At 68.8% G+C, this 22,415-nt stretch carries 21 protein-coding genes and 3 tRNA genes; 13 read left to right on the top strand and 11 right to left on the bottom strand.

Annotation, left to right across the window (positions count from 1 at the left end):
- Positions 1–28 precede the first annotated feature (28 nt).
- The 3 genes from AC1ECW_RS08845 (at position 29) to trmB (ending at position 2,510) form a co-directional block, all read left to right on the top strand.
- Positions 29–1,009 carry an NADPH:quinone oxidoreductase family protein gene (locus AC1ECW_RS08845; RefSeq protein ID WP_409703873.1) on the top strand — a complete coding sequence of 327 codons (981 nt, stop codon included), beginning with the start codon at positions 29–31 and terminating at the stop codon, positions 1,007–1,009.
- Between the two features lie 78 nt (positions 1,010–1,087).
- Positions 1,088–1,756 carry a response regulator gene (locus tag AC1ECW_RS08840; RefSeq protein WP_409703871.1) on the top strand — a complete coding sequence of 223 codons (669 nt, stop codon included), beginning with the start codon at positions 1,088–1,090 and terminating at the stop codon, positions 1,754–1,756.
- 31 nt (positions 1,757–1,787) lie between these two features.
- Positions 1,788–2,510, top strand: a complete 723-nt coding sequence (gene trmB, locus AC1ECW_RS08835; RefSeq protein ID WP_409703869.1) for a tRNA (guanosine(46)-N7)-methyltransferase TrmB — start codon at positions 1,788–1,790, stop codon at positions 2,508–2,510.
- Positions 2,511–2,533: 23 nt separating this feature from the next.
- Here the strand turns inward: trmB and AC1ECW_RS08830 are convergent, their stop codons facing one another.
- Positions 2,534–3,367: an undecaprenyl-diphosphate phosphatase gene (locus AC1ECW_RS08830; RefSeq protein ID WP_481201649.1), complete on the bottom strand. Its 834-nt coding sequence runs from the start codon at positions 3,365–3,367 to the stop codon at positions 2,534–2,536.
- 147 nt (positions 3,368–3,514) lie between these two features.
- On the opposite strand from AC1ECW_RS08830, the gene AC1ECW_RS08825 reads away from it, so the two are divergent.
- From AC1ECW_RS08825 to AC1ECW_RS08805, 5 genes are read left to right on the top strand one after another with little or no spacing between them, the layout of a single operon-like run.
- A complete protein-coding gene (locus tag AC1ECW_RS08825) occupies positions 3,515–4,183 on the top strand; it encodes a TetR/AcrR family transcriptional regulator (RefSeq protein WP_409703865.1) in 669 nt (222 codons plus the stop codon).
- A 14-nt stretch (positions 4,184–4,197) separates the two neighbouring features.
- On the top strand, positions 4,198–5,349 hold the full coding sequence (locus AC1ECW_RS08820; RefSeq protein WP_409703863.1) for an efflux RND transporter periplasmic adaptor subunit: 1,152 nt from the start codon (positions 4,198–4,200) through the stop codon (positions 5,347–5,349).
- A 13-nt stretch (positions 5,350–5,362) separates the two neighbouring features.
- A complete protein-coding gene (locus AC1ECW_RS08815) occupies positions 5,363–8,554 on the top strand; it encodes an efflux RND transporter permease subunit (protein WP_481201648.1) in 3,192 nt (1,063 codons plus the stop codon).
- A gap of 42 nt (positions 8,555–8,596) precedes the next feature.
- Positions 8,597–9,262 (top strand): protein-L-isoaspartate O-methyltransferase family protein, encoded by a 666-nt coding sequence (locus AC1ECW_RS08810; RefSeq protein WP_409703859.1) that lies wholly within the window; start codon positions 8,597–8,599, stop codon positions 9,260–9,262.
- Between the two features lie 25 nt (positions 9,263–9,287).
- The gene (locus AC1ECW_RS08805; RefSeq protein ID WP_481201647.1) at positions 9,288–10,646 is read left to right on the top strand and encodes a TolC family outer membrane protein; all 1,359 of its coding nucleotides are present in this window, start codon (positions 9,288–9,290) and stop codon (positions 10,644–10,646) included.
- On the opposite strand, the gene AC1ECW_RS08800 is transcribed toward AC1ECW_RS08805, so the two are convergent.
- On the bottom strand, positions 10,624–11,907 hold the full coding sequence (locus AC1ECW_RS08800) for a 3-deoxy-D-manno-octulosonic acid transferase (RefSeq protein ID WP_481201681.1): 1,284 nt from the start codon (positions 11,905–11,907) through the stop codon (positions 10,624–10,626). The two genes, AC1ECW_RS08805 and AC1ECW_RS08800, sit on opposite strands and share 23 nt — an antisense overlap.
- Before the next feature lie 56 nt (positions 11,908–11,963).
- The gene (locus tag AC1ECW_RS08795) at positions 11,964–13,355 is read right to left on the bottom strand and encodes a phosphomannomutase/phosphoglucomutase (RefSeq protein WP_481201646.1); all 1,392 of its coding nucleotides are present in this window, start codon (positions 13,353–13,355) and stop codon (positions 11,964–11,966) included.
- 117 nt (positions 13,356–13,472) lie between these two features.
- Here AC1ECW_RS08795 and AC1ECW_RS08790 point away from each other — a divergent pair, with 117 nt between their 5' ends.
- The 5 genes from AC1ECW_RS08790 (at position 13,473) to AC1ECW_RS08770 (ending at position 16,512) form a co-directional block, all read left to right on the top strand.
- Entirely contained in the window at positions 13,473–15,035 is a 1,563-nt protein-coding gene (locus tag AC1ECW_RS08790; RefSeq protein ID WP_481201645.1) for a DNA-3-methyladenine glycosylase 2 family protein, read from the top strand.
- Positions 15,032–15,529: a methylated-DNA--[protein]-cysteine S-methyltransferase gene (locus AC1ECW_RS08785; protein ID WP_481201644.1), complete on the top strand. Its 498-nt coding sequence runs from the start codon at positions 15,032–15,034 to the stop codon at positions 15,527–15,529. The genes AC1ECW_RS08790 and AC1ECW_RS08785 overlap by 4 nt, the downstream gene beginning before the upstream one ends.
- Positions 15,530–15,590: 61 nt before the next feature.
- Complete coding sequence (locus AC1ECW_RS08780) at positions 15,591–15,887, top strand: hypothetical protein (RefSeq protein ID WP_481201643.1); 297 nt, start codon at positions 15,591–15,593, stop codon at positions 15,885–15,887.
- A 20-nt stretch (positions 15,888–15,907) separates the two neighbouring features.
- Entirely contained in the window at positions 15,908–16,342 is a 435-nt protein-coding gene (locus AC1ECW_RS08775) for a carboxymuconolactone decarboxylase family protein (protein WP_481201642.1), read from the top strand.
- Positions 16,339–16,512: a hypothetical protein gene (locus AC1ECW_RS08770; protein ID WP_481201641.1), complete on the top strand. Its 174-nt coding sequence runs from the start codon at positions 16,339–16,341 to the stop codon at positions 16,510–16,512. The genes AC1ECW_RS08775 and AC1ECW_RS08770 overlap by 4 nt, the downstream gene beginning before the upstream one ends.
- Positions 16,513–16,590: 78 nt before the next feature.
- Here AC1ECW_RS08770 and AC1ECW_RS08765 read toward each other — a convergent pair.
- The 8 genes from AC1ECW_RS08765 to AC1ECW_RS08730 form a co-directional block, all read right to left on the bottom strand.
- Positions 16,591–16,667: transfer RNA gene (locus tag AC1ECW_RS08765), tRNA-Asp, on the bottom strand.
- 48 nt (positions 16,668–16,715) lie between these two features.
- A tRNA-Glu gene (locus tag AC1ECW_RS08760) sits at positions 16,716–16,791 on the bottom strand.
- Between the two features lie 38 nt (positions 16,792–16,829).
- Positions 16,830–16,905: transfer RNA gene (locus AC1ECW_RS08755), tRNA-Ala, on the bottom strand.
- An 80-nt stretch (positions 16,906–16,985) separates the two neighbouring features.
- A complete protein-coding gene (gltX, locus tag AC1ECW_RS08750; RefSeq protein WP_481201640.1) occupies positions 16,986–18,374 on the bottom strand; it encodes a glutamate--tRNA ligase in 1,389 nt (462 codons plus the stop codon).
- On the bottom strand, positions 18,371–19,615 hold the full coding sequence (locus AC1ECW_RS08745; protein ID WP_481201639.1) for an O-succinylhomoserine sulfhydrylase: 1,245 nt from the start codon (positions 19,613–19,615) through the stop codon (positions 18,371–18,373). Before AC1ECW_RS08745 ends, gltX begins: the two co-directional genes overlap by 4 nt.
- Before the next feature lie 10 nt (positions 19,616–19,625).
- A complete protein-coding gene (gene purF / locus AC1ECW_RS08740; RefSeq protein ID WP_481201638.1) occupies positions 19,626–21,143 on the bottom strand; it encodes an amidophosphoribosyltransferase in 1,518 nt (505 codons plus the stop codon).
- A gap of 19 nt (positions 21,144–21,162) precedes the next feature.
- Entirely contained in the window at positions 21,163–21,663 is a 501-nt protein-coding gene (locus AC1ECW_RS08735; RefSeq protein WP_409705211.1) for a CvpA family protein, read from the bottom strand.
- 3 nt (positions 21,664–21,666) lie between these two features.
- On the bottom strand, positions 21,667–22,401 hold the full coding sequence (locus tag AC1ECW_RS08730; protein WP_481201637.1) for an SPOR domain-containing protein: 735 nt from the start codon (positions 22,399–22,401) through the stop codon (positions 21,667–21,669).
- Positions 22,402–22,415 lie beyond the last annotated feature (14 nt).

Below are 22,415 nucleotides of genomic sequence, written 5' to 3'. Positions count from 1 at the left end.
CGCCCCGGTTCATCGAAGGAGACACGACATGCATGCCTGGATCTGCGACAACCCCATCGGCCCGCAGGCCCTCACCTGGAAGGAAGTGCCCACGCCCGAGCCGAAGAAGGGGGAGGTGCGGGTGGCCATCCGCGCGGCCAGCCTGAACTTCCCGGACCTGCTGATCGTGCAGAACAAGTACCAGATGAAGCCGCCCCTGCCTTTCGTGCCGGGGTCGGAGTTTTCCGGCGTGGTGGACGCCGTGGGTGAGGGCGTGACGCACCTGAAGCCCGGCGATGCCGTGGCCGCCTTTGGCGGGCTGGGCGGCTTCGGCACCCATGCCACGGTGCCGGCTTCTCTGATCCTGCCGCTGCCGTCGGGCTTCAGCTTCCCCGATGCCGCTGCCTTCCTGTGCACCTACGGCACCAGCCACCACGCCCTGATGGACCGCGCCGCGCTGCGACCCGGCGAGACGGTGCTGGTGCTGGGCGCCGCCGGGGGCGTAGGTACGGCAGCCATCCAGATCGCCAAGGCTGCGGGTGCCCGCGTGATCGCAGCGGCGTCGTCCGACGAAAAATGCGCGCTGTGCCGCGAGATCGGCGCCGACGCCACGATCAACTACGGCACCGCCAACCTGCGCGAGGAAATCAAGGCCCTGACCGGGGGCCAAGGGCCCGACGTGGTCTACGACCCGGTGGGGGGTGACCTGGCCGAACCGGTCTTCCGCTCCATCGGCTGGCGCGGACGCTACCTGGTGATCGGCTTTGCGCAAGGGACCATCCCGTCGCTGCCGCTGAACCTGGCGCTGCTGAAGGGGGCGTCCATCGTGGGCGTGTTCTGGGGTGAGTTTGCGCGCCGCGAGCCCGAGCGCAACGCCCGGGCGCTGGCCGAGCTGGCCGCCTGGTATGCGCAGGGCAGGATCCGCCCCGTGATCGAGCACCAGTTGGCCATGACCGAACTGCCCCGCGCCTTCGAGCTGATGGCCTCAAGGCAGGTGCGGGGCAAGCTCGTGCTGACCAACCCGGCCTGACCCTCCATTCCGAGGGTGGGGCCCGGCCGCGGCCTGGGCTACCATGGCGCCCGTCCTTTCGCCTCGTTTGCGCGCGCCATGGCCATCCCTGTGCTGATCGTCGAAGACAACCCGATGACCCGGGGCTTCCTGGCCCGGGTGGTGCGCGACAGCTTCAGCGATCCGCTGGACATCCGCGAGGCAGGCGACCTGCACGGCGCGCGCCGTGTCCTGTCGCAGGAGGGGGCACAGGTTGGCCTGGTGCTGCTCAACCTCGAGCTGCCCGACGGCAGCGGCCTGGACCTGCTGGGCGAGATCGCCGAGCATCCGGCCCTCAAGGTGGTGACCACGCTCTATGCGGATGACGAGCACCTCTTCCCTGCCCTGCAGCATGGCGCTGATGGTTATCTCCTCAAGGAAGACCGCTTCGAGGTGCTGGTGGAGGAACTGCAGCGCATCGTGCGCGGCCAGCCGCCGCTGTCACCGGCGATCGCGCGGCGGCTGCTCACGCACTTCCGCGAAACCGGCTTCAGCAGTTCCCAGTTCGGGGATTCCGGCCGCACCCCGCTGGACGTCGCCCAGCCAGTGCCCGAGGGCGAACGCCTGACGCCGCGCGAGAATGAGGTGCTCACCTATCTCAGCAAGGGGTTCACGGTCAAGGAGATCGCCGGGTTGCTGGGCATCCGCTGGTTCTCGGTGAACGACCACGTCAAGTCGATCTACCGCAAGCTCAAGCTCAGCACCCAGCCGAGGGCCGGCACCGCCTGAGCCCGGGCCCGGCCCTTAGAATGCCGGCCCGATGAATGCCTCCAGCCCCTGCCCTCCGCCCGAAATCGCCGACGACGCCCCACCGGTCCTGCGTCGCGGGGTGCGCAGCTACGTCAAGCGCGGCGGACGCACCACCGAGGCCCAGGCCCGCGCCTTCGCAACCTGGGGGCCCCGCTTTTTGCTGCCTTACCGGCCCGAACCGCTGGACCTGGCCGCCACGTTCGGACGGGACGCGCCGACCGTGCTGGAAATCGGCTTCGGCATGGGCGAGGCCACGGCCCAGATCGCCCAAACCCTGCCCGACACGAACTTCCTCGGCTGCGAGGTGCACGAGCCCGGCGTGGGCGCGCTGCTCAAGCGCATCGGCGAGCGAGGGCTGAGCAATGTACGCATCGTCCAGCACGACGCCGTGGACGTGCTGCGGCACATGATCGCCCCGAGCAGCCTGGCCGGCGTGCATGTCTTTTTCCCCGACCCCTGGCACAAGAAACGCCATCACAAGCGCCGGCTCATCCAACCGCCGCTGGTGGCCCTGCTGGCCTCGCGGCTGGCCGCCGGCGGCTATGTGCATTGCGCCACCGACTGGCAGCCCTATGCCGAGCAGATGCTGGAGGTCCTGTGCGCCGAACCGGCCTTGCGCAACACCGCCGCCGGCTACGCCGCTCGCCCAAGCTACCGCCCGCTGACCAAGTTCGAGCAACGCGGCCTGCGCCTGGGACATGGCGTATGGGACCTGGTGTTCACGCGCCTCTGACAGCGCCCCTGCCCCTGCGCCGCTCAGGCCCGCCAGTCCACCCAGCCGGCCCAGGCGGTACCCAGCACGAGCAGGCCGAAGGCGATTCGGTACCAGGCAAAGACCACGAAGCTGTGACGTGCGACGAAGTGCAGCAGCCAGCGCACGCACAGCCAGGCCGACAGCCACGCCACCGCCAGCCCCACCGCGAACCAGGGCAGATCGGAGGCCGACAGCAGATGCCGGTGACGTGCGAGGTCGTAGACGGCAGCTCCCACGATCATCGGGATGGCGAGGAAGAAGCTGAACTCCGTGGCCGCCTTGCGCGACAGGCCCAGCAGCATGCCGCCGATGATCGTGGCCCCGGAGCGGCTGGTGCCGGGGATGAGCGCCAGGCACTGCACCAGCCCGACCTGGAGAGCATCGCGCCAGCCCACCTCGTCGGCCTCATGGATGCGCACGTGCCGGCCGTCGCGCTGCCAGCGCTCGGCCCACAGGATGACGAACCCGCCCACGATGAAGCCCAGGGCCACGACGATCGGGTTGAACAGCACCCCCTTGATGAGGTCGGCAAAGAGCACCCCCATCGTCGCGGCTGGCGCAAAACCCAGCAGCATGTTCACGACGAACCGGCGTGCGCTCGGCTCGCCCCGGGGCAGGCCCAGGGCCACCTCGCGCAGCTTGACGGCATAGACCGACAACACGGCCAGGATCGCGCCAACCTGGATCGCAACCTCGAAGACCTTGACCTTCTCGCCGGTCCAACCCAGCAGCGATCCGGCAAGGATGAGATGACCGGTGGAGGAAATGGGCAGGAACTCCGTGAGTCCTTCGACGAGGCCCATCAGGGCGGCCTTCCACAGCAGCTCGAACTCCAAGACCGACCCCTTCCCTTGAACCCTCCATCGGACAGCCCGGCATCATAGCGGTGTCGGGCGGACGCACGGACAGTCAGCGCGACGCCGCCGGCTTGACCCACCTGCGCCGGGGGGCTACATTACTGACTCGAGAGTCAGTATTTCGCCATGCCCACATCCACCCCCGCGGTCCGCCCCCCTGCCGAGCCGACCCGCAAGCGCCGCAAGGAAGCCCGCCCCCAGGAGCTCCTGGACGCGGCCCTCGAGGTCTTCGTCGAGCGGGGCTTTGCGGCCAGCAAGATGGAAGATGTCGCCAGCCGCGCGGGTGTGTCCAAAGGCACCGTCTACCTCTACTTCCCCAGCAAGGAGGAGCTGCTCAAGGCCGTGATCCGCCACAACCTGTCGCTGACGATCGCGCAAGGCGGCGACCTGGCGGCGCAGTTCCCCGGCCCGACCGACGAGTTGCTGCGTGTGCTGGCGATGAGCTGGTGGGAGCGGGTCGGGGAGACACAGGCCTCGGGCATCTTCAAGCTCATCATCACCGAGGTGCGCAACTTCCCGGAGTTTGCTCAGTTTTATGCCGCCGAGGTGATCGAGCCGGGACGACGGTTGCTCAAGGCCCTGCTGCAACGTGGCATCGATCGCGGCGAGTTCCGTCCGGTGCCGCTGGAGGACACGGTCCACGCGCTGATCTTCCCGATGCTCATGCTGTGCCTGCACAAGCATTCCGTCGGTGCCTGCTCCGGTGACATGGCCACGCAGGATCCGCGGGCCTTCATCCTCAACCACATCGACCTGATGCTGCACGGCCTGTGCCGCACCGGGACGTCGTCTTGATCCGGCACCTTTCGATGAACCGCTTCATTCGACGCACTCTGCCCTGGCTGATCTTGGGCCTGCTGCTGCTCGGCCTGGTCCTGGGCGTGATCCGCGCGGTCAAGGCGCGCCAGTCGCTCGCGCAGACGGCCCCCGCCTCGGCCGCCGTGTCGCTGGTGGAGCTGGCGCCATCCGACCTGGTGGAGGTGCAACGCCGTGAACTGAGCCGCAGCGTGGCGATATCCGGAGGACTCAAGGCGGTGCGGACCGCCCAGGTCAAGGCCAAGGTCGCCGGCGAGTTGCGCGAGCTGACGGTGCGCGAGGGCGAGGCGGTGCGTGCCGGCCAAATCCTGGGGCGGATCGATCCCACCGAGTACGCCGCCCGCCTGCGACAGGCACAGGAACAGGCCGCGTCCGCGCTGGCCCAGGCCGAGATCGCCGAACGCACGCTGGCGAACAACCGTGCGCTGGTGGACCAGGGCTTCATCTCGCGCTATGCGCTGGAGACATCGATCTCGAACGCAGCCGCAGCCCGAGCCGCCGTGCAGCAGGCGCAGGCCGGCGTGGATCTGGCGCGCAAGGCGCTGGACGACACGGTGCTGCGTGCGCCGATCGCCGGCCAGGTGTCGGTGCGTGCCGTCCAGCCGGGCGAGCGTGTCGGCGTGGATGCCCGCATCGTCGAGATCGTCGACCTCTCGCGCCTGGAGCTGGAAGCCGCCGTGCGCGCGGAGGAGGTCGTCGGGCTGAGCCCGGGTGCGCACGCTCTCCTGCGTGTGGACGGCCTCGACGAGACCCTGGACGCCACGGTGGTGCGCATCAACCCCAGCACCCAACCCGGCACCCGCGCGGTGCCGGTCTACCTGGCCGTGCAGGCCCATCCCGCCCTGCGACAGGGCCTGTTTGCCACCGGCCAGATCGAACTCATGCGTCGACAGGCGCTGGCCGTGCCCGAATCGGTGCTGCGCCGTGACCAGGCACGGCCCTATGTGTTGGTGCTGCGCGACGACCGGATCGAGCTGCGCGAGGTGGTCGTCGGCGAGTCGGGGCAGTCTGCCACCGGCGAGCCGATCGTGGAGATCCGTGCCGGCCTGGCCGAGGGCGAGCGCGTGCTGGCCGGCTCGGTCGGTGCTGTGCGCAACGGCGTGCGCGCACGGGTGACCGCCGCGGCGCCAGCCCCGCAACGCTGAGGCGCCGACCCGCATGTGGTTCACCCGCGTCTCGATCGGCAACCCGGTGATGGCCACGATGGTCATGCTGGCCTTCGTCGTGCTGGGCCTGTTCTCATACCAGCGGCTCAAGGTCGACCAGTTCCCCGATATCGAGTTCCCCATCGTGGTGGTCCAGGTCGACTATCCCGGCGCCTCACCCGAGATCGTCGAGACCGAGGTGACGCGCAAGGTCGAGGAGGCCGTCAACTCGATCGCCGGCATCAAGAAGCTGTACTCGCGCTCCTATGACAGCCGCTCGGTGGTGATCATCGAGTTCAACCTCGACGTGGACGACCGCCGTGCCGCCGACGACGTGCGCGAAAAAATCTCGATCCTGCGCCCTTCCCTGCGCGACGAGGTCGAGGAACCGCGGGTACTGCGCTTCGACCCTTCGGGCCGGCCGGTCTACATCCTCGCCCTGACCTCGCCGGACGGCTCGCGCAACGCGCTGGAGCTGAGCACCTACGCCGACCAGACGCTCAAGAAACGCCTGGAGAACGTGCCGGGAGTGGGCTCGGTCTCGCTGGTGGGGGAGGTCCGCCGCGAGATCAATGTCTACCTGCGACCTCAGGCGATGGAGGCGCTGGGAGTCACGGTGGAGCAGGTCGTCAATGCCGTGCGCACCGAGAACCGCGACCTGCCCGTCGGCGCCCTGCGCTCGCGTGAGTCCGAGCGCGTGGTCCAGATCCATGCCCGCATCCAGCGCCCCGAGGACTTCGCCCGGATCATCGTGGCACGGCGCGGCCCTGGCGGCAGCGTGCCGGTGACCTTGGGCCAGGTGGCCGAGATCGTCGACGGCCCGCAGGAGATCGAGACGCTGGCGCTGTACAACGGGCAGCGCACCCTGGCGCTCACCGTGCTCAAGGCCCAGGGGCAGAACACCATCGAGGTGGTCGACGGACTGAACCGCGTGGTGGAGGAGCTGCGCGGCGAGCTGCCCCGGGGCATGGCCCTGGAGGTCGTCAGCGACAGCTCGCGGCCCATCCGAGTGGCGGTGAAGAACGTGCGCCAGACGCTGATCGAGGGCGCGGTGCTCACGGTGGCCATCGTCTTCCTCTTTCTGAATTCCTGGCGCTCCACCGTCATCACCGGCCTGACGCTGCCCATCGCGCTGATCGGCACCTTCGGCGTGATGCATGCCTTCGGCTTCTCGATCAACATGGTCACGCTGATGGCGCTGAGCCTTTGCGTGGGTCTGCTGATCGACGACGCCATCGTCGTGCGCGAGAACATCGTGCGCCACATGCAGATGGGCAAGGGCCCGCGGGAGGCGGCGCTGGACGGCACCAACGAGATCGGCCTGGCCGTGCTGGCCACCACCTTGTCCATCGTGGCCGTGTTCCTGCCCATCGGCTTCATGGGCGGCATCATCGGCAAGTTCTTCCACGAGTTCGGCATCACGATGGTCGCGGCCGTGATGATCTCGATGTTCGTGAGTTTCACGCTCGACCCGATGCTCTCCAGCGTGTGGCACGACCCGGCGGTGATGCCCCGCAGCGATGGGCGCAAGAGCCTGTACGACCGCACGCTGGGCCGGCTGACGGGAGCGGTGGATCGTTTCTCCCACGGTCTGGGTGAGGCCTACCAGCACATCCTGGCCTGGTCGCTGCGGCACAAGGCTGCCACGATGGGCATCGCCGTCGCCAGCCTGGTGGCGAGCTTCGCCCTGGTGCCGCTGCTGGGCACCGAGTTCGTGCCCAGGGCCGACTTCGGTGAAACCAATGTGAGCTTCTACACGCCCGCAGGCTCTTCGCTGGAGGCCACCGAGGCCAAGGTGCGGCAGGTCGATGCCATCTTGCGCGAGTTCCCCGAGGTGCGCTACACGGTGGCCACGATCAACACCGGATCGGCCCCCGACAAGAACCAGGCCAGCCTCTACGTAAAGCTGGTCGAGCGCGATCAGCGCGAACGCAATGTCGATCAGATGTCGATCCCGCTGCGCGAGCGTCTGGCGGCAGTGCCCGGCATCACCGTCACCCAGGTGGGGCTGCTCGACGCGGTCGGCGGGCAAAAGCCCATCTCACTGTCGCTGCAGGGCAATGACCTGCAAGAGCTGCAGCGCCAAACGCAAGCTCTGCTCGAACGCCTGCGCACCATCCCCGGCCTGGTGGACCTGGACACCAGCATGAAGCCCAACAAGCCCACGGTGGATGTGCAGGTGCACCGGGAGGCCGCCTCCGACCTGGGCCTGAGCGTGGGGGCGATCACCGCCAGCTTGCGGGCCCTGGTGGCCGGCCAGACGGTGGGCAACTGGCGTGCCGAGGACGACGAGAGCTACGACGTGAAGGTGCGACTGGCGCCACAGGCGCGTCAGCAGGCCGAGGATCTGGCGGCCCTGGGCCTGGCCGTGGGCCAGAACGCCGACGGCAGCGCACGCATCGTGCGGTTGTCGCAGGTGGCCGATCTCGTGCCCTCGGTCGGAGCGAGCCAGATCAACCGGCGCGACCTGCGCCGCGAGGTCGAGATCACCGCGAACGTGTCGGGACGCTCACTGGGCGAGGTGTCGGCCGACATCCGCCGCGCCATCGAGGGTCTCTCGCTGCCGGCAGGCTACCGGATCAGCTTCGGCGGCTCCACGCGCGACATGCAGGAATCGTTCGCCTACGCGCTGTCGGCGCTGGGACTGGCCGTGATCTTCATCTACATGATCCTGGCCTCGCAGTTCAAGAGCTTCGTGCAGCCCATCGCGCTGATGTCCTCGCTGCCGCTCACGCTCATCGGCGTGGTGCTCATCTTGCTGGTGTTCGGCTCGACGCTGAACATGTTCTCGATCATCGGCGTGATCATGCTGATGGGCCTGGTGACCAAGAACGCGATCCTGCTGGTGGACTTCGCCAACCGGGCCCGCGAGGGCCATGGCGCCGAGGGGCTGGACGGCCGCCCGCTCGGCCGCGAAGACGCCCTGATGATGGCCGCGCGCGTGCGCCTGCGCCCCATCCTGATGACCACGCTGGCCATGGTCTTCGGGATGGTGCCGTTGGCCTTCGCCCTGTCCGAAGGAGCCGAGCAGCGCGCACCGATGGGCCAGGCGGTCATCGGCGGCGTGGTCACCTCCTCATTGCTGACGCTGGTCGTCGTGCCGGTCATCTACTGCTACCTCGACGACCTGGCCGCCTGGATCCGGCGCAAGCTCGGCCGGCCCAGCCTGCCCGCCGGGGCGGACGCCTCTGCGGTGCCGAAATAAAATCCGGATCTTCCCCAGCATCGTCCCGGCAAGGACCCGTCCATGAACATCGAACAAGCCCGCTTCAACATGATCGAGCAGCAGATCCGCCCCTGGGAGGTGCTGGATCCGTCGGTGCTGTCACTGCTGTCGGTGGTGCGCCGCGAGGACTTCGTGCCTGCGGCATACCGGTCCCTGGCCTTCGTCGACATGGAAATCCCTCTGCTGGAGGGCGGCGCCCGGGGCATGTGCATGCTGCAGCCCAAGGTCGAGGCCCGGCTGCTGCAGGAGCTGGCGATCGGCAAGCACGAGAAGGTGCTGGAGATTGGCGCCGGCTCGGGCCACATGGCCGCCTTGCTGGCTCACAAGGCCCAGCGCGTGCTGACGCTGGAGATCCATCCCGAACTGGCCCGCATGGCGGCCGACAACCTGCGCCGCGCCGCCATCCACAATGCCGAAGTGCGCCATGCCGACGGCTCCAAGCTCACGCTGGCCGAGGGGCCCTTCGATGCCATCCTGGCTTCGGGTTCGGTGGCCCAGGTGCCGCAACAACTGCTGTCGCAGCTCAAGATCGGCGGACGGCTCGCCGCCATCGTCGGCCAGGAACCGGTGATGCGCGCGGTCATCGTCACCCGCACCGGTGAACACGAGTTCCACAGCGTCGAGATCTTCGACACCGTGGCCCCGCGCCTGCAAGGCTTCGACGAGCCCTCCCGGTTCAGCTTCTGACCCTCCGCAACGACAAGGACCCTCCATGCCCCTGCGCCCGACCTGCGTGGCCGCCGCCACGGCACGCCGCCTGTCCCGACTGCGCCCGTTCGTGCTCGGGCTGAGCCTGCTGTGGACCATGGGGGCCGGTGCCCAGAGCCTGGTGGAGGTGTACGAGGCCGCCCGGCAATACGATGCCACCTACCTGGCGGCCCGCGCCCAGGCCGAATCGGCCGAGTTCCGCGCTGCGCAGGCCGGTGCGCTGCGGCTGCCCACCGTGGGCGTGGGAGCGTCGAGCACGCGCACCGAGAGCGATCCGCCCCAGGGCCCGGATCTCTCGGGCACGGCCCATCAGCTCGCTCTGCAGGCACGCCAGCCTCTGTTCAACCGCAGCAATGGGGTGAGCATCGACCAGGCCGACAAAGCGCTGGAGATCTCGCGCGCCGAGCTGGCCAATGCGGAACAGGACCTGATCGTGCGGGTGGCCCAGGCCTATTTCAACGTGCTGGCGGCTCAGGACGCCCTCAACACCGCGCGGGCCAACAAGACGGCGATCGCCGAGCAACTGGCCTCGGCGCGACGCAACTTCGAGGTCGGCACGGCCACGATCACCGACACCCGTGAAGCCCAGGCCCGCTTCGACCTGGCTGGCGCCCAGGAACTGGCGGCCGAAAACGAGCTGCGTACCCGCCAGCTTGCGCTGGACCAGCTCGTGGGCCGCAGCGGCGTCACGCCGCAGCCGCTGGCCACGCCGGTTGCCCTGCCCACGCTGACCCCGGCCGACCCCGAAGCCTGGGTGGCGCTTGCGCTGGAATCACCCAACGTCCGGCGGGCGGCCCTGGCCTACGAGATCGCCCGGCTGGAGACCGACAAGGCTCGCGCCGGGCATCTGCCCACGGTGGACCTGGTGGGCACGCTGGCGCGCAATCGCAACAGCGGCTCGCTCTTTGAAGCCCAGCGCACCGCCGGCAACAGCAGCACCGCCAGCGTGGGCGTGCAGCTCAACCTGCCGCTGTTCGCAGGCTTTGCAGTCCAGAACCGCGTGAAGGAGACGCTTTCGCTGGAGGAAAAGTCCCGCAACGACCTGGAGGCGGCACGGCGCAGCGCCTCGCTGGGCACCCGCCAGGCCTACCTGGGCGTGCAGTCGCTGCAGGCCCAGGTGCGGGCGCTGGAAGCGGCGGAAGCCTCCTCCAAGCTGGCACTGGAGGCCACACAGACGGGCTACCGCGTCGGTGTGCGGGTCAACCTGGACGTGCTCAACGCCCAGACCCAGCTCTTCTCGACCCAACGGGACCTGGCCCGTGCACGCTACGACGTGCTGGTGGGCAGCCTGCGGCTGCGCCAGGCCGCTGGCGTGCTCTCCCCCGAGGATCTGGGGGCCATCAACGGTCTGCTGGCGCGCTGAGCGGCATCGCAGGCGGCAGCAGGTCGAGCACGCGCTCGGCCATGCGCTTGGCGGCACCTCGATGCGCGGCGGCAAAGCGGCTGGCCCGCACCGCCATCGCATCTCGCTGTGCGCCGGAAATCGCCAGGGCCGCCGCCCTGGGAACGCCCTGTGCCAGGGTCTCGACACGGCAGGCCGCTCCCGCCTGCAGGGCCAGTTCGGCCGCCTCGGAGAAGTTGAAAGTGTGAGGCCCCATCACGAGGGGGCAGCCGCAGGCGGCAGCCTCGATCAGGTTCTGCCCTCCCAGCGGCTCGAAGCTGCCGCCCAGCAGCGCCACGTCGGCCGCGGCATAGTACGCCGGCATCTCTCCCAGGCTGTCGCCCAGGCACACGTCGGCCCGGCCGACCGCCGCCTCGGGCATCGCCGTGCCCCACTGCGAGCGCCGCACGAGGCCCAGTCCGGCCGACTCCACCAAGGCCGCCACCTCCCTGAAGCGCTGCGGATGCCGCGGCACCAGCAGCAGCAGCGGCCGCGGCCATGGCAAGGCCTGCCAGGCATGCAGCAAGGCAGCCTCCTCGCCCTCGCGCGTGCTGGCCGCCAGGACCACCGGCCGCGGTGAGCCCGCTTCCCAGGCCGAGCGCCAGGCACGTCCCAGGGCCAGCAACGAGGGTTGTGGCGCCATATCGAACTTCAGATTCCCGCAAACCTCGACCCGCACGACACCAGCCTCGCGCAGGCGCACGGCGTCGTCCTCGGTCTGCGCCAGCGCGAGCCGCAGGCTGCGTGCCGCCGGTCGCATCAGGGCGCCCAGACGATGGCCGCGCCGCAGGCTGCGTTCGCTCAGGCGGGCATTGACCAGCACCATTGGCACGCCCAAGCGGGCAGCGGCTTGCTGGAGGTTGGGCCAGATCTCGGTCTCCATCAACAGACCCAGGGCGGGGCGATGATGGGCCAGAAAACGCGCGACCGCGCCGGGCGTGTCGTACGGCAGCCAGACTTGGCGGTCGCCCGGCTGCAGCAGGGCCTGCCCGGCCTCGCGTCCGGTAGCCGTGCCATGGGTGAGCAGCAGGCGCAGCCCCGGGCGAGCCGCCCTCAGGGCCTGGACCAGCCCCGCGGCCGCCCGCGTCTCACCCAGGGAGACCGCATGCAGCCACACCGCCCCCGCAGACACCGGCGGGCCGTCGTACCAGCCGAAGCGCTCGGCCAGCCGGTGTCGATAGAGCGGCTCATGGCGGGCGCGCCACCACAGCCGGGCCAGATACAGCGGCTGCAGCAGCCACATCGCTGCCGCATAGGCCTGCCGGGCCCAGCGTTCGGAGCAGCGAAGCGCCGGTTCGGTCAATGCGCTGCCCCGCCGATGCGGGCATCGGGCTTCACATGGCGCACCGCAGCCAGGAACTGCTCGCGGATGCGATCCAGGGCTTCGGGCGTGTGGCCCTCGAAGCGCAGCACCAGCACCGGCGTGGTATTGGAAGCCCGCACCAGGCCGAAGCCATCGTCGTACTCGGCGCGCAAGCCGTCGATGTCGACCACCTCGCGCGCGCCCTCGAAGCGGGCCGTCTTGCGCAATTGCTCGATCAGGCGATGGTGCTCACCCTCGGCACAGGCAATGTTGAGCTCGGGCGTGCTGTGGCTGGTGGGCAGTGCATCGAGCACGGCGCTCGGGTCCTCATGGCGGCTCAGGATCTCCAGCAGCCGTGCTGCCGTGTAGGTGGCGTCATCGAAGCCGTACCAGCGTTCTTTGAAGAAGACGTGTCCGCTCATCTCGCCGGCAAAGGGTGCACCGGTTTCACGCAGCTTGGCCTTGACGAGCGAATGGCCGGTCTTCCACATCATCGGCACGCCGCCGGCCTCGCGGATCACCTGTGCCAGGCGCTGGCTGCACTTGACGTCGTAGATGATGGTCGCGCCGGGGTTGCGCTGCAGGATGTCGCGCGCGAAGAGCATCATCTGGCGGTCAGGGTAGATGTTGTGGCCGTCGCGCGTGACCACCCCCAGGCGGTCGCCGTCGCCGTCGAACGCCAGGCCCAGCTCAGCCCCATGCTCGCGCACGGCGGCGATCAGGTCGGCCAAGTTCTCGGGCTTGGACGGATCGGGGTGATGATTGGGGAAGTCGCCGTCCACCTCGGAATAGAGCTCGATCACCTCGCAGCCCAGGGCGCGCAGGATGCCCGGCGCCGAAGCGCCCGGGATGCCGTTGCCGGAATCGACGACGATCTTCATCGGACGGGCCAGCGTCACGTCGCCCGCGATGCGCCGGGTGTACTCGGGCAGCACGTCCAGCCTCTGCAGCGCGCCCTCGCCTTGCACGTAGTCCTCGGCCTCCATGCGGCGGCGCAGGCCCTGGATCTCGTCGCCGTAAATGGCGCGCCCGGCCAGCACCATCTTGAAGCCGTTGTAGTCCTTCGGGTTGTGGCTGCCCGTCACCTGGATGCTGGAATGGCAGCCCTGGTCGCCGCGCGTGGCGGCCACGTAGTAGCTCATCGGCGTGGTCACAGCGCCCAGGTCGATGACATCGACGCCCGTGGAACGCAGCCCCCGGATCAGCGCTGCCGACAGCAACGGGCCCGACACGCGCCCGTCACGGCCCACCGCCACCGCCTTTTCGCCGATCGCTCGCGCCTCCGTGCCAAAGGCCCGGCCCAGGTGCTCGGCCACAGTCTCGTCCAGGGTGGTCCCGACGATGCCACGGATGTCATAAGCCTTGAAGATCGATGCGGCTGGCTGCACGGGAGTTCCTTCGCTGCGGTCTGATCGAAGCGTCCATTGTAGGGAGCGCCGGCGGGGCCTTCGACGAGATGTCCGGAAACGGCGAGCCCGGCCGCCTCACACGCCGATAATGGCCGCATGCTGGATCACGATGCCGCCTACGCCGCCTTGCAATCGCGCGATGCGCGCTTCGATGGTTGCCTGTTCGTGGGCGTGACATCCACGGGCATCTACTGTCGCCCGGTCTGCCGCGTGCGCACGCCGCTGCAGCGCAACTGCCGCTTTTTCGAAAGCGCAGCCCAGGCCGAGGCGGCGCGCTTCCGTCCCTGCCTGAAATGCCGGCCGGAAGTGGCACCGGGCCAGCGCCTGGCCTGGACGGTGATGGATGCCTCGCGCACCTTGGCCCGCCAGGCCGCTGCCTGGCTCGACGCCCAGGCTGGCCTGCCTGACGGGGCCCCCGTGTCCCGGCTGGCCCAAAGCCTGGGCATCAGTGACCGTCACCTGCGCCGCATCTTCCAGGCCGAGCATGGGGTCACCCCGCTGCAGTATCTGCAGACCCGCCGCCTGCTGCTGGCCAAGCAGCTGCTCACCGACACCGACCTTCCAGTGACCGACGTGGCCCTGGCCAGCGGTTTCGGCAGCCTGCGGCGCTTCCACGCCACCTTCGCCGACCACTACCGCCTGCAGCCCACCGAGCTGCGGCGCCAGCGCCTGGCGGCCCCCGAACCCCAAGGGCCGGTGCTGCGCCTGGCCTACCGGCCGCCTCACGACCTGGCCGCACTGTGGGCCTTCCTGGCGCAGCGGGCCCTTCCCGGTGTCGAAGCGCCGGCACCCGGGGGCTGGCGCCGCAGCCTGCAATGGCCCCACCCCACCCAGGTCGGCCGCTGGCTCAGCGGCTGGCTGGCCGTGCGCTTCGATGTGCCTCGCGCCCGGGTCGAGCTTCAACTCTCACCTGCGCTGGTGGCTGCCAGCAGCACCTTGCTGCCGGCCGTGCGCCGCTGGCTCGACCTCGACGCCCTACCCGAGCAGGTCGATGCCCGCCTGAAGGACCTCCCCCACCCCGGCATGCGCCTGCCCGGCGCGCTCGATCCCTTCGAGCTGGCCGTGCGTGCCGTGCTGGGGCAGCAGGTCACGGTGGCCGCTGCGCGCACACTGGCCACCCGGCTGGTCGACGCCTACGGCGAGACCCTCGAGAGTCCCTGGCCCGAGGTGCGGCGCTGCTTTCCCCGGCCCGAGCGCCTGGCCGAGGCAGCACCTGAGGCCCTGGGCCGCCTGGGCCTGGTGCGCCAACGGGCCGTAGCGATCGGTGCGCTGGCCCGGGCCTGGCCCACGCTGAGCCCGCTGCTGCGGGCCCCGACCCTCGGGGGCGCACCCCACCCGGTCCCCGCCGCCGTGCAGGCCCTGCAAGCCCTGCCCGGTGTTGGGCCGTGGACGGCCCACTACATCGCGATGCGCGCACTGGGCTGGCCCGACGCCTTCCCGCCTGGCGACGTGGCCGTGCTCAAGGCCCTGTCGCAGCAGCTGGGGCGCCCGTGCTCGGTACGCGAAGCCGAGCAACTGGCCGAGGCCTGGCGCCCCTGGCGGGCCTATGCCGTGATCCGGCTATGGGCCTGGCTCGACCCGGCCCAGGCCCCTTCGCCGCCGCTATCGTCTGCACGGACAGATCGACGCATCCACCCCATTGCACAACCATCGCCGTGAACATCCCCTACACCGCGCAGCGCCTCTGGCCTTCCCCCCTCGGCACGATCTGGGCGGCACGCACCGACGCCGGCCTGGCCGGCCTGTGGTTCGCCGAAGGTCAGAAGGACACCCCGGAGGCCCTGGACGCGCCGCTGCGTGACGACGACCCATTGCTGCAAGCGGTCGAAGCCATCCTGGCCGACTACTGGCGCAACGGCACCTTGCGCTGTGACCTGCCCCTGGACCTGCATGGCACTGCTTTCCAGCGCGAGGTCTGGCGGGCCTTGCTGAAGGTGCCCCAGGGGCACACGCTCAGCTACCGCAGCCTGGCCGAACGCATCGGCCGCCCGCAGGCCGTGCGCGCCGTGGGCGCGGCCGTGGGACGCAATCCGGTGTCCATCCTCGTGCCCTGCCACCGCATCGTGGGCAGCGACGGCCGCCTCATCGGCTACGCCGGCGGCCTGGAACGCAAGGTCGCGCTGCTTCGCCTCGAACGGGTGCTGGCCGCATGAAGCCCCGCGATCTCACCGAACTCGTCCTCCTGGCCGCCTCTGGGGCGCGTTCTTCCTCTTCATGCGCTTGGCCGCCGGCCCCTTCGGCCCGGTGGCCCTGGTGTGCACGGGCCTGGCCTATATCCTCTGCTTCTACTTCCGACTGATGGGCCGCGTGGGGCCCACCCATCCCATCACCATGACCATCCTGATCCCGGCCTTTGCGGTGCTGCGGGGCTGGGGCTTCCTGGACGAAGCCGTCACGTCGGCCATGCTGGCCGGCTGCGTCCTGGTGGGCACCGCCCTCGTCACCAGCCTGATCCCGCGCGGAAAGCCCCAGGTCGGGCCCTCAGGGTCTGAGCGAGAATCGGCGCCCTGAGCCGCCGATTTCCTTGCACCATGAGCCACATCCCCGACCCCAGCACCGCCGACCTCACGCTCAACCTCAGCCGCGATGCCTTTCGCGACGGCCTGGCCATGCGCCAACGCGTGATGGGCCCTGACTTCGTCGAGCGTGCCTTTGCCAATGCCGACGACTTCCACGCCGAGTTGCAGCAACTCGTCACCTCGCTGGCCTGGGGCACCGTGTGGCCCCGCCCCGGCCTGGACCCGAAGACGCGCAGCATGATCACCGTGGCCATGCTCGTGGCCCTGGGCAAGCGCCAGGAACTCGAAGGCCACGTGCGCGGTGCGCTGAACAACGGCGTCACGGTCGAGGAACTGAAGGAGATGCTGCTGCACTCGGCCCTCTACTGCGGCTTTCCCGCTGCCATCGAAGGCTTCCGTGCCGCCAAGACGGTGATCGACCAGGTGCAGTCCACGGCGAAGCCATGACCTCGCAGCGCAAGCGCAAGCTGCACATCCCCGCCCCCAAGCCCCGCAACCCGCTGGTGGCGCCGGCACAGCAGCGCAAGGCGGGGGCGCATCGCAAGAGCCGATCGGCTCAACGGCAGCAAGCCCTGCAGACAACGCGCAAGGATTGGGACGAATGGGACGAGCGATGAGCCCGTCGATGAGACCGACGGACCCAGATTCAAAAAACGAAACGGGCTGATTCCGAAGAATCAGCCCGTGAAAGAAATTGGCGGAGTGGACGGGACTCGAACCCGCGACCCCCGGCGTGACAGGCCGGTATTCTAACCGACTGAACTACCACTCCGCGTCGGTAGCGGGTTTCTCGCATTGCTGCGACAAGCACCGCCAAACTTGGCGTCCCCTAGGGGATTCGAACCCCTGTTACAACCGTGAAAGGGTCGTGTCCTAGGCCTCTAGACGAAGGGGACTGAAATCTTCGCCGACTTGAACCGCGCGCCACCAGAGTTGGTGGAGGTAAGCGGGATCGAACCGCTGACCTCTTGCATGCCATGCAAGCGCTCTCCCAGCTGAGCTATACCCCCATCGAGGTGCCAGAAACCATTGCTGATTTCTGTTTGCGTCGCGCCGTTCAAGCGAGACCGAAAGTATATAACGAAAATTCTCAGATGTGCAAGCGCTCGAGCACGGTCTCACGATCGAAGAGTTCGAGCACCGCATCGATCGACGGTGTCTGGGTCCGGCCGCACACCAGCACGCGCACGGGAATGGCCAGTTGCGGCATCTTCAGGCCATGGGCGGCGATGCTGTCCTTGATGGCCTGTTGGAGGGCCGCCTTCTCCCACGCCACCGTGGTGAGCTTGTCGCGCAGGGTTTGCAGCGCGGGCTTCACGGCCTCGGTCACGTGGGCGGCCAGGTCTCCGGGAGCGGGTTGCACCGGCGCAAAGTACATCGCCAGCCACTGCGCCAGTTCCACCGTGGTGCTGCAACGGTCCTTGAAGAGCCCGCACATGCGGGCCAGGGCCGCATCATCGCCGGCATGCAAGCCCAGGCGCGCGAGCTGCTCACGCACCAGCGGCACGAGTTTCACGTCCTCGGTCATCTTGAGGTGCTGCGCATTCACCCAGCGCAGCTTGGCCTCGTCGAACTGGCCGGCACTCTTGCCCAGGTGGTCGAGGTCGAACCACTGCAGGAACTGTTCGCGCGTGAAGATCTCGTCGTCGCCATGGCTCCAGCCCAGGCGCGCGAGGTAGTTGATCATCGCGTCGGGCAGGTAGCCTTCGTCGCGGTACTGCGTCACGGGCTTGGCGCCGTTGCGTTTGCTCATCTTCTCGCCCTGCTCGTTCAGCACGGTGGGCAGATGGGCATAGACCGGCGGCTCCTGGCCGAGCGCACGGAAGATGTTGATCTGGCGCGGCGTGTTGTTCACATGGTCGTCGCCACGGATGACATGGGTGATGCCCATGTCGATGTCGTCCACCACCACGCAGAAGTTGTAGGTCGGCGTCCCGTCGGGCCGGGCGATCACCAGGTCGTCGAGCTCGTCGTTGCTGATCGAGATGCGGCCCTTGACCTTGTCGTCCCACACCACGGCTCCACCGATGGGGTTCTTGAACCGGATCACCGGTTGCACCCCCTCGGGCACGGGCGGCAGAGTCTTGCCGGGCTCGGGGCGCCAGGTGCCGTCGTAGCGGGGTTTTTGCTTGGCGGCCATCTGGCGCTCGCGCAGCGCGTCCAGCTCGGCCGGGGTCATGTAGCAGCGGTAGGCCAGGCCCTGTTCCAGCATCTGCGAGATCACGGCCTTGTAACGGTCCATGCGCTGCATCTGGAAGTACGGACCTTCGTCCGGGTCCAGACCCAGCCATTTCATCCCTTCGAGAATGACATCGACAGCAGCCTGGGAGGAGCGCTCGAGATCGGTGTCCTCGATGCGCAGGATGAACACACCTTGGTTGGCCCGCGCGAAGGCCCAGGGGTAGAGTGCCGAGCGGATGTTGCCCAGGTGGATGAAGCCCGTCGGGGACGGGGCGAAGCGGGTGCGGACTTGGGTCATGCGGTCAGAGTGTCCAGGCCGCGCAGCAGGTCGGCCTTCAGGTCTTCGACATCGTCCAGGCCCACAGCCACGCGGATCAGGCCCTGGGTGATGCCGGCCGCCAGGCGCTGGTCTTCGCTCAGGCGTCCGTGCGAGGTGCTGGACGGATGGGTGATGGTGGTCTTGGTGTCGCCGAGGTTGGCGGTGATCGAGCAGATGCGGGTGCTGTCGATCACGTGAAAGGCGTTGCGGCGTGCCCGTTCGGGCCCGCCCTGGGCTTGGCCTTTCACGATGAAGGACAGCACCGCCCCGCCCAGCCCGTTCTGCTGGCGCATCGCCAGCTCGTGCTGCGGATGCGAGGCCAGGCCGGGATAGTAGACGCGCTCGACCTGCGGGTGCGTCTCCAGCCATTGCGCCAGCGCCAGGGCCCGCTCGCTCTGCGCCTTCATGCGGATGGACAGCGTCTCCAGCCCCTTGAGCACCACCCATGCGTTGAAGGGCGACAGGCACATGCCGGCGCTGCGCATCAAGGGTACGAGCCTGCCCTCGATCTCGGCCTGGGGTCCGCACACGGCCCCGGCGATCACGCGGCCCTGGCCATCGAGGTACTTGGTGCCGGAGTGGATGACGAAGTCGGCACCCCACTGGATGGGCTGCTGCAGGGCCGGCGAACAGAAGCAATTGTCCACGGCCAGCCAGGCGCCGGCACCGTGGGCGATCTCGGCCAGCGCGGCGATGTCGCAGGCCTCGGTGAGCGGGTTCGTGGGCGTCTCGGCAAACAGCAGCTTCGTGTTGGGCTTGAGCGCCGCACGCCACTGGGTCACGTCGGTCTGCGAGACGAAGGTGGTCTCGACACCGAACTTGGCCATCTCGCCGCCCAGCAGCTTGATGGTCGAGCCGAAGACGCTTTGCGAGCAGATGATGTGGTCGCCCGCCTTGAGCAGGCCCATCACGAGCAACAGGATGGCCGCCATGCCGCTGGAGGTGGCGATGCAGGCCTGCGCCCCTTCCAGGGCCGCCAGACGCCGCTCCATCATCATCGTGGTGGGGTTGGTGAAGCGGGTATAGACGAAGGCCTCTTCCTCGTTGGCGAAACGCGCGGCCGCGGTGGCGGCGTCCGGGTGCACGAAGCTGCTGGTGAGGAAGAGCGCCTCGGAGTTCTCCCCCCAGGGCGTGGCGGGCAGGCCCTCACGCACCGCCAGGGTGTCCAGGCGGGCATCGGCGGGCAGGTCCACGCGGGGGATGCCGGGCTTGTCGCTCATCACCCCTCCTTCAGGCCTCGCCCGCGCTTTGCAGCGCCAGGCGGGTACGGCCGGGTTCCTCTTCCTCGCCTTGCGAGGTGCGCTGGGTCTCGATGGCGGCGAAGTCCTCGGCACTCACGTCGCCGGTGATGTAGTGGCCGTCGAAACACGAGGCTTCCAGGCCGTCGATGCCGGTGTTGAGCGAGCCCACGGCCTTCTTCATGGCCGCCACGTCCTGGTAGATCAGCGCGTCGGCGCCGATGAATTCGCGGATCTCCTCGATGCTGCGGCCATGCGCGATCAGCTCGCTCTTGGTGGGCATGTCGATGCCGTAGACATTGGGATAGCGCACCGGCGGTGCTGCCGAGGCCATGTAGACCCTGCGCGCTCCGGCCTCGCGCGCCATCTGCACGATCTCGCGCGAGGTGTTGCCACGCACGATGGAGTCGTCCACCAGCAGCACGTTGCGCCCCTTGAACTCCTGAGGCATTGCATTGAGCTTCTGGCGCACGGATTTGCGGCGCACGGCCTGCCCCGGCATGATGAAGGTACGCCCCACGTAGCGGTTCTTCACGAAACCTTCTCGGTAGGGCTTGCCGATCTTCTGTGCCAGTTGCATCGCCGACGGTCGGCTGGATTCCGGAATCGGGATCACCACGTCGATCTCGCTGGGCGGCATGGTCGAGATGACTCGCTGGGCGAGCGTCTCACCCATGTTGAGCCGGGCTTGGTAGACCGAAATGCCGTCGATGACGGAGTCCGGACGGGCCAGATAGACGAACTCGAAGACGCAGGGGTTCAGACTGGGATGCTCGGCGCATTGCTGCGCGTGTACTCGGCCGTCCAGGTCGATGAAGATCGCCTCGCCCGGCGCCACGTCGCGGATGAAGCGGTGGCCCGTGCCTTCCAGCGCCACGGACTCGCTGGCCACTATCACCTCGGGGCCCTCGGGCAGATCGGCCTGACCGTAGCACAGCGGGCGGATGCCGTAAGGGTCACGGAAGGCCAGCAGACCATAGCCGGCGATCAGGCAGACCACCGCATACGAACCCTTGATGCGCTTGTGTACGCCGCGCACGGCCTTGAAGACCTCCTCCGGCGTGAGGGGCAGGTCGCGCGCGGCCAGCTCCAGCTCATGGGCCAGCACGTTGAGCAGCACTTCGGAGTCGCTCTCGGTGTTGAGGTGGCGCCGGTCGATCGCAAAGAGCTCCTTGCGCAGCGCATGGGCATTGGTGAGGTTGCCGTTGTGCACGAGCACCAGGCCGAAAGGCGCATTCACGTAAAAGGGTTGCGCTTCTTCTTCGCTGTAGGCGTTGCCGGCCGTGGGGTAGCGCACCTGGCCCAACCCGACGCTGCCGGGCAGCGCGCGCATGTTGCGGGTGCGGAAGACATCGCGCACCATGCCACGCGCCTTGTGCATGAAAAACTTGGTGTCCATCGCCGTGACGATGCCCGCCGCGTCCTGGCCGCGGTGCTGAAGCAACAGCAGCGCGTCGTAGATGAGCTGGTTGACCGGCGCCTTCGAGATGACGCCCACGATGCCGCACATGGTTTACCTTCCAGACAATTCAACGGGGCGCGAGCCGGTCGGCCAGCTCGCGGGGCATGAGGGGCTTGAGACCTTGGAGCATCTGCTGCAGCAGCGCCGCCCCATGCGATGCACGCCAGGGTTCGCTGCGCGCCAGTGGCGTCCAGGTCACGAGCAGGGTAACCACCAGGGCGATCAGCACGCCACGCACCAGGCCGAAGGCGGCCCCCATGAGCCGGTCAAGCAGGCTGAGCGCACTGGCATGGACCAGCTTCTTGACCAGCCAGGCCAGCAAGCCCCAAACGAACAGCGTGGCCACGAAGACGATCGCAAAGGTGCTGACGTGGTTCACCATCGACCCGGGGGTGCCGATGGGCACGGCCGTGCTCCACTGCGGCGTGATCCACTGCGCAGCAAAGAAGGCCACCACCCATCCGGCCAGGGCCAGCACCTCGAAGACCAAGCCACGCACGAGGCCCAGCACCACCGATACCAGCAGCAGCGTGACGAGGGCGATGTCGACCCAGCCGATGGCGTCCATGGCTTACAGCGTGAGCACTGCCCCGGGCAGGCCGGCGGCCTTGAGCCTATCGGCCGCCTGCTGGGCCTTGTCCCGTGAGGCAAACGGGCCCACCCGCACGCGGATGCGCTGCCCCGCCGCCGTGTCGACCACCTGTGTGTAGGTCTTGAATCCGAGCTTCTCGACCTTGGCACGCACCTCGCGGGCACTGGCCGTCTCGCTGTAGGCGCCCACCTGCACCACGTAGCGTGCCGCCGCCTCCTCGGCCTGTGCGGATGGACGGCCTTCGAGCAGGGCCCGGGCCCTGGCGGCCTCGGCCTCGGCCTTGTCGCGGGCCGGTGCCGGGCTCGGCGCGGGGGCCGTGCGCGGCGCCGCGGGCGGGGCTGACGCCGGGGCAGCCGCGACGGAAGGCTCGGGAGCCGGCACCTCGCGGCCGGCATCGGCCGCGCGCTCCTCGATCATCGCTGGTTCCGGGGCCCGCGCCGCGGAGGCAGCCGGCGCAGGCAAGGGGGCCGGCGCGCGGACCCTGGGGGTCTCCTTGGCCGGAATCTCGATCGGCAAGTCGGTGGGAACCGGGCGCGGCTCGGTCTCGAACAGCATCGGGAAGCCGATCACGGCCACCCCCACCAGCACCACGGCCCCGATGAGGCGATGCCGGGCCCGGGTCCGGGCTTGTTCGACCGTGTCGTCCGGGCGGGACGACGCCGCAGGGGCCTCGCCCGAGGCTGCGACACGCTTGAAGAAGGAGAGCAGACCCATGCGTCTCGGAATGT

The sequence above is a fragment of the Caldimonas hydrothermalis genome, from assembly GCF_056746695.1.
The sequence above is the reverse complement of the archived record's forward strand: the minus strand, read 5'-3'. Positions and strand labels throughout refer to the sequence as shown.

Excerpts from the sequence above, each read along its gene's own strand:
- AC1ECW_RS08845 (WP_409703873.1), top strand. The coding sequence starts at position 29 with ATGCATGCCTGGATCTGCGACAACCCCATCGGCCCGCAGGCCCTCACC.
- AC1ECW_RS08840 (WP_409703871.1), top strand. The coding sequence starts at position 1,088 with ATGGCCATCCCTGTGCTGATCGTCGAAGACAACCCGATGACCCGGGGC.
- trmB (WP_409703869.1), top strand. The coding sequence starts at position 1,788 with ATGAATGCCTCCAGCCCCTGCCCTCCGCCCGAAATCGCCGACGACGCC.
- AC1ECW_RS08825 (WP_409703865.1), top strand. The coding sequence starts at position 3,515 with ATGCCCACATCCACCCCCGCGGTCCGCCCCCCTGCCGAGCCGACCCGC.
- AC1ECW_RS08820 (WP_409703863.1), top strand. The coding sequence starts at position 4,198 with ATGAACCGCTTCATTCGACGCACTCTGCCCTGGCTGATCTTGGGCCTG.
- AC1ECW_RS08815 (WP_481201648.1), top strand. The coding sequence starts at position 5,363 with ATGTGGTTCACCCGCGTCTCGATCGGCAACCCGGTGATGGCCACGATG.
- AC1ECW_RS08810 (WP_409703859.1), top strand. The coding sequence starts at position 8,597 with ATGAACATCGAACAAGCCCGCTTCAACATGATCGAGCAGCAGATCCGC.
- AC1ECW_RS08805 (WP_481201647.1), top strand. The coding sequence starts at position 9,288 with ATGCCCCTGCGCCCGACCTGCGTGGCCGCCGCCACGGCACGCCGCCTG.
- AC1ECW_RS08800 (WP_481201681.1), bottom strand. The coding sequence starts at position 11,907 with ATGTGGCTGCTGCAGCCGCTGTATCTGGCCCGGCTGTGGTGGCGCGCC.
- AC1ECW_RS08790 (WP_481201645.1), top strand. The coding sequence starts at position 13,473 with ATGCTGGATCACGATGCCGCCTACGCCGCCTTGCAATCGCGCGATGCG.
- AC1ECW_RS08780 (WP_481201643.1), top strand. The coding sequence starts at position 15,591 with ATGCGCTTGGCCGCCGGCCCCTTCGGCCCGGTGGCCCTGGTGTGCACG.
- AC1ECW_RS08775 (WP_481201642.1), top strand. The coding sequence starts at position 15,908 with ATGAGCCACATCCCCGACCCCAGCACCGCCGACCTCACGCTCAACCTC.
- AC1ECW_RS08770 (WP_481201641.1), top strand. The coding sequence starts at position 16,339 with ATGACCTCGCAGCGCAAGCGCAAGCTGCACATCCCCGCCCCCAAGCCC.
- gltX (WP_481201640.1), bottom strand. The coding sequence starts at position 18,374 with ATGACCCAAGTCCGCACCCGCTTCGCCCCGTCCCCGACGGGCTTCATC.
- AC1ECW_RS08745 (WP_481201639.1), bottom strand. The coding sequence starts at position 19,615 with ATGAGCGACAAGCCCGGCATCCCCCGCGTGGACCTGCCCGCCGATGCC.
- purF (WP_481201638.1), bottom strand. The coding sequence starts at position 21,143 with ATGTGCGGCATCGTGGGCGTCATCTCGAAGGCGCCGGTCAACCAGCTC.
- AC1ECW_RS08735 (WP_409705211.1), bottom strand. The coding sequence starts at position 21,663 with ATGGACGCCATCGGCTGGGTCGACATCGCCCTCGTCACGCTGCTGCTG.
- AC1ECW_RS08730 (WP_481201637.1), bottom strand. The coding sequence starts at position 22,401 with ATGGGTCTGCTCTCCTTCTTCAAGCGTGTCGCAGCCTCGGGCGAGGCC.